Genomic DNA, 14,205 nt, shown 5'->3' with positions numbered 1-14,205 from the left:
AAGTGCGTCCAGTGTAGGCGTGCAGGCGTCAACGCCTGGCGCAGATGCCTCCCATGTGTACGTGCAGGTGTCGCCGCAGCAGCAGCGAGCGCGCGATGGTGGGTGTTCGACAACGTCGTGATACTGCGTGGCATTCGAAGGAGAGCGTGCGTATCGGACAAGCGCTCATCGTCGACAGCATCGCAGGGATGCATGCGCAATCGGGCGGCTGCAGCGATGCCATACACCCGCACTGCAGATGCCATCCGTCTTGCGTCCGTCGAATCGACAGCCGCCCACAACATATCGCATGCAGTGGTTGGCCGGGTTTCCAGAATACGCCTGAGACGAGGGAACAACCGTGCTGCAACATCGCTCAGCAACATGGCGCCTCCACCCTGGATTGCGTGGCCAACACAAACGCACGGTCGTCGACGCAGCGCCAATGCGATCAGATCCCACGCCAGGATTTGGTGCCAAGCCCACCGCCGCTTCCTGCATGTCGCATGCAGCCCGGCGCCGCGACACGCTTGCGCTCACCGAATACGCCGCAGGTTCAAGCACGCAAAGCGGCGCGCGATTGCATCAGCAACCGCGGCCCCAGAACCGAAGGCGATTTCCCGCAAGCAACCCCAACCAGGCAGATGCTGCGCGGCTGCCCGCACCACGGTGTCCCGGCCTATGCTGGTGCCTTGCCAACCACCAGGAGTCGCCATGCAACTTCCATGGAATGCGCATCTCATCGCCGTCTGCGCGCTCGCACTGTCCGCAAGCACGCAGGTAAGCGCGGCGCAGGTGCGCATTGCGCAGGAAGCAGACGGCTACCGCTTGTTGGTGGATGGCGCTCCCTTCGTGATCAAGGGTGCCGGGCTGGGCAATGGCAGCATGGAAACGCTGGCCGCACGCGGCGGCAATGCGTTGCGCACCTGGCGCGTGGATCCGGACCCGCAGCGCCAGCGCGCCCTGCTCGATCGCGCACAACGCAACGGCCTGAAGGTGGCGGTCGGCATCGAAATCGGCAACCAGCGACACGGCTTCGATTACGACGATGCAGCGGCAGTGCAGCAGCAACTGCAGCGCGTGCTTGCGCAGGTACGGCAATCGGCGATGCATCCGGCGGTGCTGATGTGGGTGGTCGGCAACGAACTCAATCTGGATTACACCAATCCCAAGGTCTGGAATGCGGTCGGCGAGATCGCCGAGGCGATCCATGCCCTCGACCCGGATCATCCGGTCACCACCACCCTGGCCGGTTTCGACAAGCAACTCATCGACCAACTCAGGACGCGCGCGCCGGCACTGGACCTGATCGCCGTGCAGCTTTACGGCGAAATCGCAGCGCTGCCGCAGAAGCTGCACGAGAGCGGTTGGCGCGGCGCTTACGTAGTCACCGAGTGGGGCCCCACCGGACATTGGGAATCGCCGACCACCACCTGGGGCGCACCGATCGAAGACGACAGCACGCGCAAGGCACTCTTGCTGGAACAACGCTACCGCAGCTACATCGCCAGCGACGCACGGCAGGGGCTGGGCTCGTTCGTGTTCCTGTGGGGCGACAAGCAGGAGCGCACGCCCACCTGGTATGGCCTGTTCCTGTCATCGGGCGAGGCCACGCCCAGCGTGGACACGCTGCAGTGGCTGTGGACCGGCCAGTGGCCGGCCACGCGGGCGCCAGCGGTATCGTCGCTCACGCTGGCTGGCCAACGCGCCATCGACAGCGTGAGCCTTCGCCCGGGCCAGGCCGTGACCGCACGCATTGTTGCCAGCGGCGCATCCGCACTGCACTACGACTGGCATGTGCGCAGCGAAAGCACCGCACGCAGCATCGGTGGCGACCCCGAGACGTTGCCACCGCTGGTCGCTGCCGCCATTGCGCCGCCCCCTGTGGCCGGTGGTCGCAACCGCGCACATGGGACAGGCGAGGAGGTGCGCCTGATCGCACCGCCGCCGGGCAATTACCGCTTGTTCGTGGAAGCGCGCGATGACGCCGGTCGCGCCGGCTATGCCAACCTGCCATTCCGCGTGCTGCCGCCCTCGCCCGCCCCACGACAAGGCGCATCGGAATCGTTGCAGCCAGATATGCATTCATCGCGATGAAGCGATATTATGCCCGGACGATCCGCCGGAACCGCCGCGATGACGCATCTCAGTTTCGAGTTCTACCCACCAAAGACCGATGATCAGCGCGCGCAACTGGACCGCACAGCAGCCAGGTTGAAGGGCTACGCGCCGGAGTACGTGTCGTGCACCTTCGGCGCCGGCGGCTCCACGCTCAGCTATACCTCCGAGACGGTGCGCCACCTCAAGCAGAAACATGGCTTCGAAGCGGCGCCGCATCTGTCCTGCGTCGGCGGTAGCCGGCAGGAAATCCGCGAGCTGCTCAAGCTGTATCGGGCCATCGGTTGCACCCGCATCGTCGCGCTGCGTGGCGACTTGCCGTCGGGCATGGGCCATCCGGGCGACCTGCGTTACGCCTCGGACCTGATCGCCTTCATCCGCGCCGAGCACGGCGACGCGTTCCGGATCGAGGTCGGCGCCTATCCGGAAACCCATCCGCAGGCGGCCGACGCGCTCAGCGACCTGCGCTATTTCAAGGCCAAGGTCGATGCCGGCGCCGATGCGGCCATTACCCAGTATTTCTACAACGCCGATGCCTACTTTCATTTCCGCGACGCAGTGCAGCGGATGGGCGTGGAGATACCGATCGTTCCCGGCATCATGCCGATCTCCAATTTCTCGCAGCTGCGGCGGTTTTCCGAGCAGTGCGGCGCAGAGATCCCGCGCTGGATCGGCAAGAAGATGCAGTCCTACGGCGACGACGCCGACGCGGTGCGTGCCTTCGGCGCAGAGGTCGTGGCGGCCTTGTGCGAGCGCCTGATCGCAGGCGGCGCGCCGGCATTGCATTTCTACACCCTCAATCTGGCCAAGCCGACCACGCAGGTGTTGCAGCTGCTCGGACGCTGAGCACCTGCTTCGCATTCCAGTCCTCGCCCTCGCACACCCGCGCGCATGCATATCGCCAGCTCACACGCGCCCGGCTACGCTGCGTCGATGCATCGCCTTCTGCCCCTGTTGTTCTTGCTCTGCGCCTATCCCGCCGCGCGCGTGCAGGCGCAGGAAATCCATCGCTGCGTCGCGCCGGATGGGCAAACCCTGTTCACCGACCGGCGTTGCGAAGACGTCGGCGCGGCCAGCCGCACACCGCCTGCCATCCGCCCGCAAGGCAATACCGGCCTGTATCGCTATGGCTGCCCGCGGCGGCTGAGCGAACTGGTGTCGTTGTTGCAATTGGCAGTGGACAGCCGCGACGTCAACCGCCTGTCCAGCCTGTATCTGTGGAGCGGTCAATCCGATGCCGCCGCCAATCAGGTGCTGAGCCGCCTGGAAGCCATCGTGCAGCGCCCGTTGCTGGACATCGTGCCGATGTATCCGCAAAGCGACACCCCGAGCTGGGACGCGGACACCACCACGCCCACACCGTCGCTGGATGGCAGTGCCATCGATGCGCCGCTCCCCACCCCGCCCAGCCGCCCGCGCCCCTGGGGACTGCGGCTGGAACAGAACCTTGCCAGCGGCACGCCGGCGCGCAGCGTGCTGCGGCTGCGCAGGCAATACAACTGCTTCTGGGTGACGTTCTAGCAACGTCTGCGTGGCATCCGGCTGCGCAGGATCACCGCAGGACCGCTGCACGCCGTGACAGCTAGCGAGGGCGTTGCGCTGGCGGTTCGGCCGTCGGACGCTGCGGTGCGCTCATTGCGGCCACAGCGAGCGAATCGCCGCGATGCCCTGCGCGCCGTGCGAGCGCGCCTCGCGCAGATCCTCGATCTGCATGCCGCCGAGCGCGTAGATCGGCAGCGAGACCTGTTCGCGCAAGGTTTCGAAACCGTCCCAGCCGATGGGTGTGGTGCCCGGATGCGAAGCGGTCGCCTGCACCGGGCCCAATACCGCGAAGTCGCAGCCGAGCCGTTGGGCGTGACGCAGGTCGTCCAGGCCATGGCACGACGCAGCCACCAGCTGTTCTGCCGGCAACGGGCGTTCCTGCAAACCGGCCAATTGCTCCGATCCCAGATGCACGCCGAGACCCAGGTCCGCAGCCAGCGCAATATCGCGATTGAGCAGCAGTTGCGCACGCGTGCGGCCACGTAAGCGCATCACCTGCTGCAACAGCGCCTGCCAACGCGCAGGCGCAAGCTGCCGCGCACGCAGCTGGATCCGGGTGATCCCGTCCTGCAATGCGAGCTCCAGGCTCTCCAGCCAGCGCGCCTCGTCCTCCGGCTCGGGCGTGATCAGGTAACGGTCCGGCTGCCGTAGCACGCCCACCACCGGCACATCGGCCGGCGGCATCGAATAGCGGACCAGCTTGTCGGCCGCCACCCAGGTCATGGCCTGGCCTTCGCGGCCGCGCGGGCTGCCTTTCCAGCTAGTGATATGACGCACTTCCAGGCGCAGCCGCTTGTCCGGATAAAGCTGCGGTACCTCCATCACCCAGTCGCCCACCTGCGCCTCGATGCCGAGCTCTTCGTTGAGCTCGCGCACCAACGCTTGTTCGGAGGTCTCGCCAGGCTCGCGCTTGCCACCCGGAAATTCCCACAGGCCAGGCATGTCGCGGGTTTCGGTACGGCGGGTCAGCAGGATGCGCCCGCGGGGGTCGGTGATCACGCCGGCAACGACGTGAATGGATCGAAGAGAATCAGGCATGGCTGCAAGAGTGCCGCGAGTGAGCGGTACAGCGCAATGAGGCAGGGATGCGGGATGGGCTAACGCAGGCGTTGCATAGGCATTGCCGGTCCCGAATCCCCAACCTCCGCCTCAACGGCAAACCAACCCCGCCCTTCCCTGCGTAACCTCGTGGCTTGCAAAAGTATCGCGATAGTTCCGAAAGCAAAGCCCCCCTTGGTAAGGGGGGCGCGCCGAAGGCGCCGGGGATCGGAAGCAAGGACCGTGCGCCAGGCGTCCGCTACGCGGGCGCCTGGTGAGCAGCCCGCGCCGCGGGCTGCTCCACGGTCAGCTCAGCATCAGCTGAGCTGACCGTGGCAATGCTTGTACTTCTTGCCGCTACCACAAGGGCATGGGTCGTTGCGGCCCACCTTGGGTTCGTCGCGGGTGACCTGCGACACCGGCACAGGCGCGTTGCCGCCCTGCATCTGCTCCACTTCCTCGTCGGCACCGTAGCCGCCCGCCTCCTGGTGCTGGAATTGCGAGGCCATCAAGCGCGCCTGCGCCTGGAGACGTTCCTGCTCTTCCAGTTCGGCCACTTCTTCTTCGCTGCGGATGCGCACGCGCGCCAGCAGGTTGATCACCTCGCGCTTGACGTTCTCCAGCATCTCGGAGAACAGCTCGAAGGCTTCCTTCTTGTATTCCTGCTTGGGCTGCTTCTGCGCGTAACCGCGCAGGTAGATGCCCTGGCGCAGGTAATCCATCTTGGCCAGATGCTCCTTCCAGCCCTGGTCGAGCACGGTCAGCATCACGTGCTTTTCCAGCGCGCGCATGGTGTCCGCGCCAATGGCCGCTTCCTTCTCGGCGAAATGCGCATCCACCGCTGTCTGCACCTTGGCGGCGATCTGCTCGGCATCGATTTCTTCCTGCGCGCGCACCATGTCCGTCAGCGACAAGGTCATGCCCAGCTCCGACTCCAGCGTGGCTTCCAGACCCTTCAGGTCCCACTGTTCGTCGACCGAATTGGGCGGCACGAAGCGTGCGACCAGATCGTAGATCACATCGCCGCGAATCCCGTCGACATTGTCCTTGACCGACTCGGCGTCCAGCAATTCGTCGCGCTGGGCGTAGATCACCTTGCGCTGATCGTTGTTGACGTCGTCGAAATCCAGCAGGTTCTTGCGGATGTCGAAGTTATGCGCTTCCACCTTGCGCTGCGCCTTTTCGATCTGACGGCTGACCAGGCGATCTTCGATGACGTCGTCTTCCTTCATGCCCATCATGCGCATCGCCTTCTGGACCCAGTCCGAGGCGAAGATGCGCATCAGATTGTCTTCCAGCGACAGATAGAAGCGCGACGAACCCGGGTCGCCCTGACGACCGGCACGGCCGCGCAGCTGGTTGTCGATACGCCGCGATTCGTGGCGCTCGGTACCGATGATGTGCAGGCCGCCGGCCGCCTTGACCGCGTCATGACGACGCTGCCACTCGGTCTTGATCTTGAAACGCGCGTCTTCGCTGGCATCTTCGCCGAGGGCGTGATACTCCGATTCCAACGAGCCGCCCAGCACGATATCGGTACCGCGACCGGCCATGTTGGTGGCGATGGTCACCGCACCCGGCTGGCCCGCGTTGGCCACGATGGTGGCTTCGCGCTCGTGCTGCTTGGCATTGAGCACCTCGTGCTTCACCCCGGCCTTGCGCAGATGCTCGGACAGCATCTCCGAGGTCTCGATCGAGGTGGTACCCACCAGCACCGGCTGGCCGCGCTTGGCGCAATCTTCGATGTCGGCCAGCACCGCGTTGAACTTGCCCTTGCGGTTGAGGAACACCTGGTCCGGATGATCCTTGCGCACGGTCGGGCGGTTGGTCGGAATCACCACCACTTCCAGGCCGTAGATGCTCTGGAATTCGTAGGCTTCGGTATCGGCCGTACCGGTCATGCCGGACAGCTTCTTGTACATGCGGAACAGGTTCTGGAAGGTGATGCTGGCCAGGGTCTGGTTCTCGCGCTGGACCGGCACGCCTTCCTTCGCTTCGACCGCCTGGTGCAGGCCGTCGGACCAGCGACGCCCGGACAGCGTGCGGCCAGTGAATTCGTCCACGATCACCACTTCGCCATCGCGCACGATGTAATCCACATCGCGCTGATAGATGGCATGCGCGCGCAGCGCCGCATTGAGGTGGTGCACCACGCTCAGGTTCTGCGCGGCATACAGGCCGTCTTCGGCATTTTCCAGGATGCCGGCCTGCAACAGCAGCTCTTCGGCGTGGCCCATGCCCGCCTCGGACAGGTGCACCTGCTTGCCCTTTTCGTCGATCCAGAAATCGCCTTCGCCTTCTTCGCTTTCCTGCCTGGTCAGCTGCGGCACGATGCGATTGACGCGGATGTACAGCTCCGGCGATTCGTCGGCCGGGCCGGAGATGATCAGCGGGGTGCGCGCTTCGTCGATCAGGATCGAGTCGACTTCGTCGACGATCGCGTAATGCAGGTTGCGCTGGTAACGGTCGGCGCGCGACAGCGCCATGTTGTCGCGCAGGTAATCGAAGCCGAATTCGTTGTTGGTGCCGTAGGTGATGTCGGCGCCGTAGGCTTCGCGCTTGTCGCTGTGCGGCATGCCCGGATACACCACGCCCACGCTCAGGCCCAGCCAGTTGTACAGCTTGCCCATCTGCGCGGCGTCGCGGCGCGCCAGGTAGTCGTTGACCGTAACCACATGCACGCCCTCGCCCTGCAGCGCGTTGAGGTACACCGGCAGCGTGGCCACCAGGGTCTTGCCTTCGCCGGTGCGCATCTCGGCGATCTTGCCCAGGTGCAACACCATGCCGCCGATCAGCTGCACATCGTAATGGCGCATGCCCAGCACGCGGCGGCTGGCCTCGCGGCATACCGCGAACGCTTCGGGAAGAATCTTGTCCAGGGACTCGCCGCCGGCAAGCCGCTGCTTGAACTCCGGGGTCTTGGCTTGCAGCTCGGCGTCGGAGAGCTTCTCGATCGTCGGCTCCAGCGCATTGATCTGGGTGACGAGGCGGTTGAGCTGGCGCAGCTGGCGTTCGTTACGACTGCCAAAGACACGGGTAAGCAGACTGTTGATCATTGAAGAAACCGGTTGAAAAGGAACGGTTTGACCGACGCCGGTCCCCACAGACCCGACCGCCGTAAACGAAACAGGGCGCACTGCGCCCTGTCGATGGCAACACCCTATTGTAGCTTGGGGCGGGCCTTCACGAATCAAGCGCGGCCCGCGCCCTGGTCAACCGCGCCCCTGACGTCCCACCGGCGTGGCTTCACCCAGGAACTTGCGCGGATTGACCACGCGCCCGTCCGCCCAGACCTCGAAATGCACGTGTGCACCGGTGGAGCGGCCGCTGGAACCGGCACGCGCGACCTGCTGGCCGGCGCGCACCAGATCGCCCACCTTCACCACCAGGCGCGAATTGTGCGCGTAGCGAGTCACATAGCCATTGCCGTGATCCACTTCGACCACGTTGCCGTAACCGCCGCGTACGCCAGCGTAGCTGACCACGCCATCGGCCACCGACAGCACCGGGTCGCCCACGTTGGCATGGAAGTCCACGCCCTTGTGGAAGGCCGAACCACCGTCGAACGGATCGGCACGACCGCCGAAACCGGAGGTGATGTAGGTGTTGCGGATCGGCATCCGCGAGGGCACCGAATTCTGCTCCAGCTGATGATCGAACATCAGCGAGGCCAGCACGTTCAATTGCTGGCCGGAGGCGGAGAACTGCTGCTCCACCTGCCCTAGCGTCTGCTTGAGGTCCTTCACCGGCATGTCGCTGACCGGCTCATCGCCGCCACCGACGCCGACCGGCTCGTCGAAGTCGAACTCGCCGTCCTTCAACTTGCCCATTTCGGTCAGGCGCTCGCCCAACGCGTTGAGGCGGGTGGCCTGCGCCTGCAGCTCGCCCAGGCGCGCGGCCAGTGCATTGACCTGCGCCTGCGAGGCGCGCTGCGCCTGGGCCAGCTCGGCCTGCTGCTGCGCGACCTTGGCCTGCAACGCCGAATTGGTCACCATGCCGGTCGCGGTGCTGGCACCGACGCCGATCAGCATGCCCAGGCCCAATACCGCACCAAGCACCACCATCGGCCGATCTGCTGCAAAGTCCTGGAACTGTCGGGCCACACGCTGGGCCCGGGTCTGCCGAGATTTGATTACAACTTTGTTCAACGCCATATGAGTGTCATGTCCAAGCCCAAGTCCAACGCACGCAACCCTTCCAATCCACAACCGGCCATCGAGGCCGCGCTGGGGGAAAAGGCTGGCGACCCCTTGCGCCGAGCCTTGTGGCTCGATGCGCTGGACCGGCAGTTGCGCCCCCTGTTACCACCTCATCTGGCGACCCGTTGCCGGTTGGCCAATGTCCGAGGCGAACAGCTTGTTTTTCTGGTGGATTCGCCGGTCTGGCATGCCAAGGTGCGGCTTGCCGAGCCCCAAATCCTGGATGCCGCCCGATCCGTCGGACTGAAGGCCACCGCGGTGACCGTCAAGAACGCAACCGTGCCGCTGCATTCCCCAACGCAGCAGAACCGCGACCGTCCTAACCCTGTATCCGAGGCGACGCACAAAGGCTTGCGCGACGCGTTGGCTTCCCTGCAGGACGTGTTACCGACCAAACGGTGAAGCCTTGCCGCCCATCCGAGGCGGCCGCCAGTGCGTGAACGAGTTGCGAAGACCACGCACGACCCGACGCATCCTAGCGGGCATGTGGCCCGCAGGAGTTAGGGAAGTCTTAAATAAGTGTTAAGAATGGGCCGGAAATCCGACCGGGTTCACACTTCGAACGCCAACCAGGGCATTCCCCGACATCAGGCGTAGACGGGGCTTGCGTAGGTGACCGGCGGTTGCTCGGTGCCTTCCGGGAAGCTGACCCATTCCCAGGCGGCCTGGTCGGCCAGGAGCGCACGCACCAGTTTGTTGTTGAGGGCGTGGCCGGATTTGAAGCCTTCGTAGGCGCCGAGGATGGCGCCGCCGGCCAGATACAGGTCGCCGATGGCGTCCAGGATCTTGTGCCGCACGAATTCATTGGTGTAGCGCAGGCCGTCTTCGTTGAGCACGCGGAACTCATCGAGCACGATGGCGTTGTCCATCGAACCGCCCAGGCCCAGATTGCGCTCGCGCATATATTCCAGGTCGCGCATGAAACCGAAGGTGCGGGCGCGCGAGATTTCCTTGACGTACGCCGAAGTAGAGAAATCGATCTCCTGGCGCGACTGCTTGGCCGGAATCATCGGGTGATTGAATTCGATGGTGAAACCCAGCTTGTAGCCTTCGTACGGCTCGAAGCGCGCCACCTTGTCGCCGTCGCGCACTTCCACCGTCTGCTTGATCCGGATGAAGCGCTTGGGCTTGCTCTGCTCGACGATGCCTGCCGACTGCAGCAGGAACACGAACGGACCGGACGAGCCATCCATGATCGGCAACTCGGCCGAGGACAGTTCGACGATGACGTTGTCCACACCCAGGCCCGCCAGTGCGGACATCAGGTGTTCGACGGTCTGGATCTTGGCGCCGTTGCAGGTCAGCCCGGTGCACAGCGTGGTTTCGGTGACCAGCTCGGCATCTGCAGGCACTTCGACGACCGGTTCCAGGTCCACCCGTCGGAACACCACGCCATGATCGACCGGAGCCGGCCGTAACGTCATGTACACCTTGTCGCCGCTGTGCAGGCCGACGCCGGTGGCGCGAATGGTGTTCTTGAGAGTGCGTTGCTGGGTCATATGCGAAGTCTGGATGAACAATGCAGACAGACGCTGAACCGACTGTCTAATCCGTTGAGATTATCCGAATTTTAACAAGTGGCGCGTGACGGCAACCGTAATCAGTCAGTCACGCGATAACAAAAGCTGCCGGATCGGCACCGATCCGGCAGGAAAGACATGACATGGCAATGCAACCCGAAGCGGACTCCGGGCGGGACGGGCTGCGTCACCGTAGCGACGCAGCCGACGATCCTCAGTCGGCCTGGCGGCGCAGGAACGCCGGGATATCCAGGTAATCGTTGGGCAGGTCTGCCGCCGGCGTCGAGGCGCCGCCGCTGTTGTGGCTGCCGCCGCCGACCGAGTCGCTGCTGGGACGACGCAGGCCCAGGCCCATGCTGCCGCCGACCGCCTTGGACACCGCGTCGCCGCTGGTGGTGTCGAAATCGCCGAACTCCGGCTGGCCGGTGGTGGCATTGCGCACCAGCTTGATCGGCGCGCGCTGGTCCGGACGCTGGGTCTGACGGGCAACCGCACGGTTCAGGCCGGTGGCCACCACGGTCACGCGCACTTCGTCCTGCATGTCCGGGTCCAGCACGGTGCCGACGACCACGGTGGCGTCTTCCGAGGCGAACGCTTCGATGGTGCGGCCGATCTCGTCGAACTCGGACATGGTGAAGTCCGGGCCGGCGGTGATGTTGACCAGGATGCCGTTGGCACCGGCCAGGTTCACATCGTCCAGCAGCGGGTTCTGGATGGCGGCTTCGGCAGCGGCCTGCGCGCGATCGTCGCCGCGTGCCGAACCGGTGCCCATCATGGCCAGGCCCATTTCCGACATCACGGTGCGCACGTCGGCGAAGTCGACGTTGATCAGGCCCGGGCGCACGATCAGGTCGGCGATGCCCTGCACGGCGCCCTGCAGCACATCGTTGGCAGCGCGGAACGCCTGGATCATGGTGGCGTTGCGGCCCAGCACGGTGATCAGCTTTTCGTTGGGGATGGTGATCAGCGAGTCGCAATGCTGGCTCAGTTCCTCGATGCCCTTCAGCGCCACCTGCATGCGGCGGCGGCCTTCGAACGGGAACGGCTTGGTGACCACGGCCACGGTCAGGATGCCCATTTCCTTGGCCAGCTGCGCGACGACCGGTGCGGCACCGGTACCGGTACCGCCGCCCATGCCGGCGGTGATGAACACCATGTCCGCACCCTGCAGTGCGTCCATGATGCGCTCGCGATCTTCCAGCGCGGCCTGACGGCCGACTTCCGGATTGGCGCCTGCGCCCAGGCCCTTGGTGACGTTGGTGCCTAGCTGCAGCTGCAGCTTGGCGCCGCAGTTCTTGATCGCCTGCGAGTCGGTGTTGGCGGTGATGAATTCCACACCATCGACATTGGTGTTGACCATGTGCGCAACCGCGTTACCGCCGCCGCCGCCCACGCCCACGACCTTGATGACCGCGTTGGGAGCCATTTTTTCAATCAGTTCGAAATGTGCCATGTCAGTGTCCTCTTTAGATGCCGTGAATGGGGAATCGGGAATGGGGAATCGGATTGCTCCGTTCGCCAGCCCAACACCCGCATGTCGGCGAATGTTGTTGTTTGAATGCCGGGAATGGGGAGTTGGGAATGGGGAATCGCAACAGCGAAACACCTTCGCTCCAACCACTGTTTCCTCGGCGGAACCACAAAAAAACTACGCCCTGCCCACTCTTACCGCTCTCCACTCAATCCTGCTGCACCCGCTTTGCTTTGCTTTAACCGATTCCCGATTCCCGATTCCCGATTCAAAATTCACCGCGATACCAATTCTTCAATTTCTTGAACAAGCTGCCTGCGCGCCCGGTCGGGATCGACGGGCGGCGTGGATGTTCGATCTGGCTGCCCATCAGCAGCAGGCCCACGCCGGAGGCGTGTACCGGGTTGCCGACGACTTCGCCCAGGCCGGTGACGTGCTGCGGAATGCCCACGCGCACCGGCATCTGCAGCATTTCTTCGGCCAGTTCCACCACGCCTTCCATCTTCGAGGCGCCGCCGGTGAGCACCATGCCGGCGCGCACCATTTCTTCGAAGCCGGAACGACGCAGTTCGGCCTGCACCATCTCGAAGATTTCCTCGTAACGGCCCTGCACCGCCTGCGCGAGTGCATGGCGCGGCATGCGGCGCGGCGGGCGGTCGCCCACCGATGGCACCTGGATGCTTTCTTCGGCGGTGGCCAGCTGTGCCAGCGCGCAGGCGTAGCGGACCTTGATCTGCTCGGCTTCCGGCGTGGGCGTGCGCAGCATGTGCGCGATGTCGTTGGTGACGTGGTCGCCGGCGATCGGCAACGACGCGGTGTGGCAGATCGCGCCTTGCACGTACACCGCCAGATCGGTAGTGCCGGCGCCGATATCCACCAGCACCACGCCCAGCTCGCGTTCGTCGGCGGTCAACACGGCCACCGAGGAGGCCAGCGAGGACAGCACCAGGTCGTCGACCTGCAGGCCGCACTTCTGCACGCACTTGGTGATGTTGGCGGCGGCCGACTGCGCGCACACCACCAGGTGCGCATGCACCTCCAGGCGCACGCCGGTCATGCCGACCGGGTTGCGGATGCCTTCCTGCGAATCGTCCAGCACGTATTCGCGCGGAATCGCGTGCAGGATGCGCTGGTCGGCCGGAATGGCCACCGCCTTGGCGGCATCGAGCACGCGTTCCAGATCGCTCCAGGTCACTTCGCCATCGCGGATCGGCACGATGCCGGGCGAGTTCTTGCACTGCACGTGGTTGCCGGAAATGGACGCGTAGACCGAGCGGATTTCGCAGCCGGCCATCAGCTCGGCCTCTTCCACCGCACGCTGGATCGACTGCACGGTGGATTCGATATCCACCACCACGCCGCGCTTGAGACCGCGCGATTCATGCGAACCGATGCCGATCACTTCGATCGGATTGCCGGGCGAGTATTCGCCGACCAGCGCAACGACCTTGGAGGTGCCGATGTCCAGTCCAACGATGAGGGATTTGTCGCCTTTGCGGTTCATGTCTTAAAGCCGGGAATAGCGAATGGGGAATGGGGAATGGTCAACAGCGGTGCACGAATGCGGGGAGAATTGAGAACAAGTGCGTGAGTCGTAGCGGGCGATGCCTGCTTGGGCTTCTTCTCCATTCCCGATTCCCCATTCTCCATTCGCCTCTCAACGGTAAATCCGTTGGTATAGCGCAGGTCGGCGCGGGCGATGGGGCGCTGTGGATCGGACAGCTGCGGCAGCACGCGGGCGAAGCGCTGCAAGCGTGCGCGTGCATCGTCGCGGCCGACCACGATCTGCACGCCATTGCTCAGCCCCAGCGACCAGCTGCCGCGCGCGTCCATTTCAAGACGCTCCACATCCAGCCCGGTCGGTGCGAACAGCGCGCGCGACTCGTTGTACAGCGCCACCACGTCCTGGGTCTTGCTGTCCGGCCCACCGAGTTGCGGCAACTTGAAATCCTTCAACAGCGGCGGGGTGCGAAACAGCCGGCCCTGCTCGGACAGCATGCGGTCGGTGCCCCAGCGCGCGAACGGCTTGTGCTCGGTCACGTGCACTTCCAGCACGTCCGGCCAACGCTTGCGCACCTGCGCACTTTCCACCCACGGCAAACGCGCGATGGCGTCCTGCGCCTGCTGCAACTTCACCGCAAAAAAGCCCGCACGCGCATACGGCAACACCACCGCACGCAACTCCTCTGCCGGCACCCGCTTGAAGTCGCCGGACACCCGCAACTTGGCCAGCGGCCAGCGCTCGGCGCCGACCCAGCCATTGAGCACGGCCACCACCGGCAGCGCGACCAACGCCAGCGCGAGCAACCAGGCCAGGATGCGCAGGGTGGCATTCATG

Annotated in this window: 11 protein-coding genes; 4 read left to right on the top strand and 7 right to left on the bottom strand. The window is 64.7% G+C overall.

The window, feature by feature from the left end; genetic code table 11:
- Window positions 1-693: 693 nt before the first annotated feature.
- Genes FLG15_RS03665 through FLG15_RS03655 form a run of 3 tightly spaced genes read left to right on the top strand, consistent with a single transcriptional unit; the run spans window position 694 to window position 3,618 of the window.
- A complete protein-coding gene (locus FLG15_RS03665) occupies window positions 694-2,076 on the top strand; it encodes a glycoside hydrolase family 2 TIM barrel-domain containing protein (RefSeq protein WP_057679391.1) in 1,383 nt (460 codons plus the stop codon).
- A gap of 39 nt (window positions 2,077-2,115) precedes the next feature.
- A complete protein-coding gene (metF, locus tag FLG15_RS03660) occupies window positions 2,116-2,943 on the top strand; it encodes a methylenetetrahydrofolate reductase [NAD(P)H] (protein WP_057679392.1) in 828 nt (275 codons plus the stop codon).
- A 45-nt stretch (window positions 2,944-2,988) separates the two neighbouring features.
- On the top strand, window positions 2,989-3,618 hold the full coding sequence (locus tag FLG15_RS03655) for a hypothetical protein (protein ID WP_150145555.1): 630 nt from the start codon (window positions 2,989-2,991) through the stop codon (window positions 3,616-3,618).
- Between the two features lie 111 nt (window positions 3,619-3,729).
- Here FLG15_RS03655 and FLG15_RS03650 read toward each other — a convergent pair whose 3' ends face one another.
- From FLG15_RS03650 to FLG15_RS03640, 3 genes are all read right to left on the bottom strand, one after another.
- Entirely contained in the window at window positions 3,730-4,677 is a 948-nt protein-coding gene (locus FLG15_RS03650) for a Nudix family hydrolase (protein ID WP_057679393.1), read from the bottom strand.
- A gap of 317 nt (window positions 4,678-4,994) precedes the next feature.
- Window positions 4,995-7,733: a preprotein translocase subunit SecA gene (gene secA / locus FLG15_RS03645; protein WP_057678890.1), complete on the bottom strand. Its 2,739-nt coding sequence runs from the start codon at window positions 7,731-7,733 to the stop codon at window positions 4,995-4,997.
- A gap of 156 nt (window positions 7,734-7,889) precedes the next feature.
- Window positions 7,890-8,831 (bottom strand): M23 family metallopeptidase, encoded by a 942-nt coding sequence (locus tag FLG15_RS03640; protein ID WP_017158828.1) that lies wholly within the window; start codon window positions 8,829-8,831, stop codon window positions 7,890-7,892.
- On the opposite strand from FLG15_RS03640, the gene FLG15_RS03635 reads away from it, so the two are divergent.
- The gene (locus tag FLG15_RS03635; RefSeq protein ID WP_150145553.1) at window positions 8,832-9,278 is read left to right on the top strand and encodes a DciA family protein; all 447 of its coding nucleotides are present in this window, start codon (window positions 8,832-8,834) and stop codon (window positions 9,276-9,278) included.
- Between the two features lie 185 nt (window positions 9,279-9,463).
- Here FLG15_RS03635 and lpxC read toward each other — a convergent pair whose 3' ends face one another.
- The 4 genes from lpxC to FLG15_RS03615 form a co-directional block, all read right to left on the bottom strand.
- Window positions 9,464-10,375: a UDP-3-O-acyl-N-acetylglucosamine deacetylase gene (gene lpxC, locus FLG15_RS03630; protein ID WP_017155386.1), complete on the bottom strand. Its 912-nt coding sequence runs from the start codon at window positions 10,373-10,375 to the stop codon at window positions 9,464-9,466.
- Window positions 10,376-10,610: 235 nt separating this feature from the next.
- Window positions 10,611-11,849 carry a cell division protein FtsZ gene (gene ftsZ, locus FLG15_RS03625; protein ID WP_017155387.1) on the bottom strand — a complete coding sequence of 413 codons (1,239 nt, stop codon included), beginning with the start codon at window positions 11,847-11,849 and terminating at the stop codon, window positions 10,611-10,613.
- A 286-nt stretch (window positions 11,850-12,135) separates the two neighbouring features.
- Window positions 12,136-13,371, bottom strand: a complete 1,236-nt coding sequence (gene ftsA, locus FLG15_RS03620) for a cell division protein FtsA (RefSeq protein WP_003485272.1) — start codon at window positions 13,369-13,371, stop codon at window positions 12,136-12,138.
- A complete protein-coding gene (locus tag FLG15_RS03615; RefSeq protein WP_057678888.1) occupies window positions 13,368-14,204 on the bottom strand; it encodes a cell division protein FtsQ/DivIB in 837 nt (278 codons plus the stop codon). Before FLG15_RS03615 ends, ftsA begins: the two co-directional genes overlap by 4 nt.
- Between the last annotated feature and the right edge of the window lies 1 nt (window position 14,205).

This window comes from Xanthomonas phaseoli pv. dieffenbachiae (assembly GCF_008639345.1).
Taxonomy (GTDB): domain Bacteria; phylum Pseudomonadota; class Gammaproteobacteria; order Xanthomonadales; family Xanthomonadaceae; genus Xanthomonas; species Xanthomonas phaseoli.
Note: the sequence above shows the minus strand (reverse complement) of the source record. Positions and strands in the feature narration are given on the sequence as shown.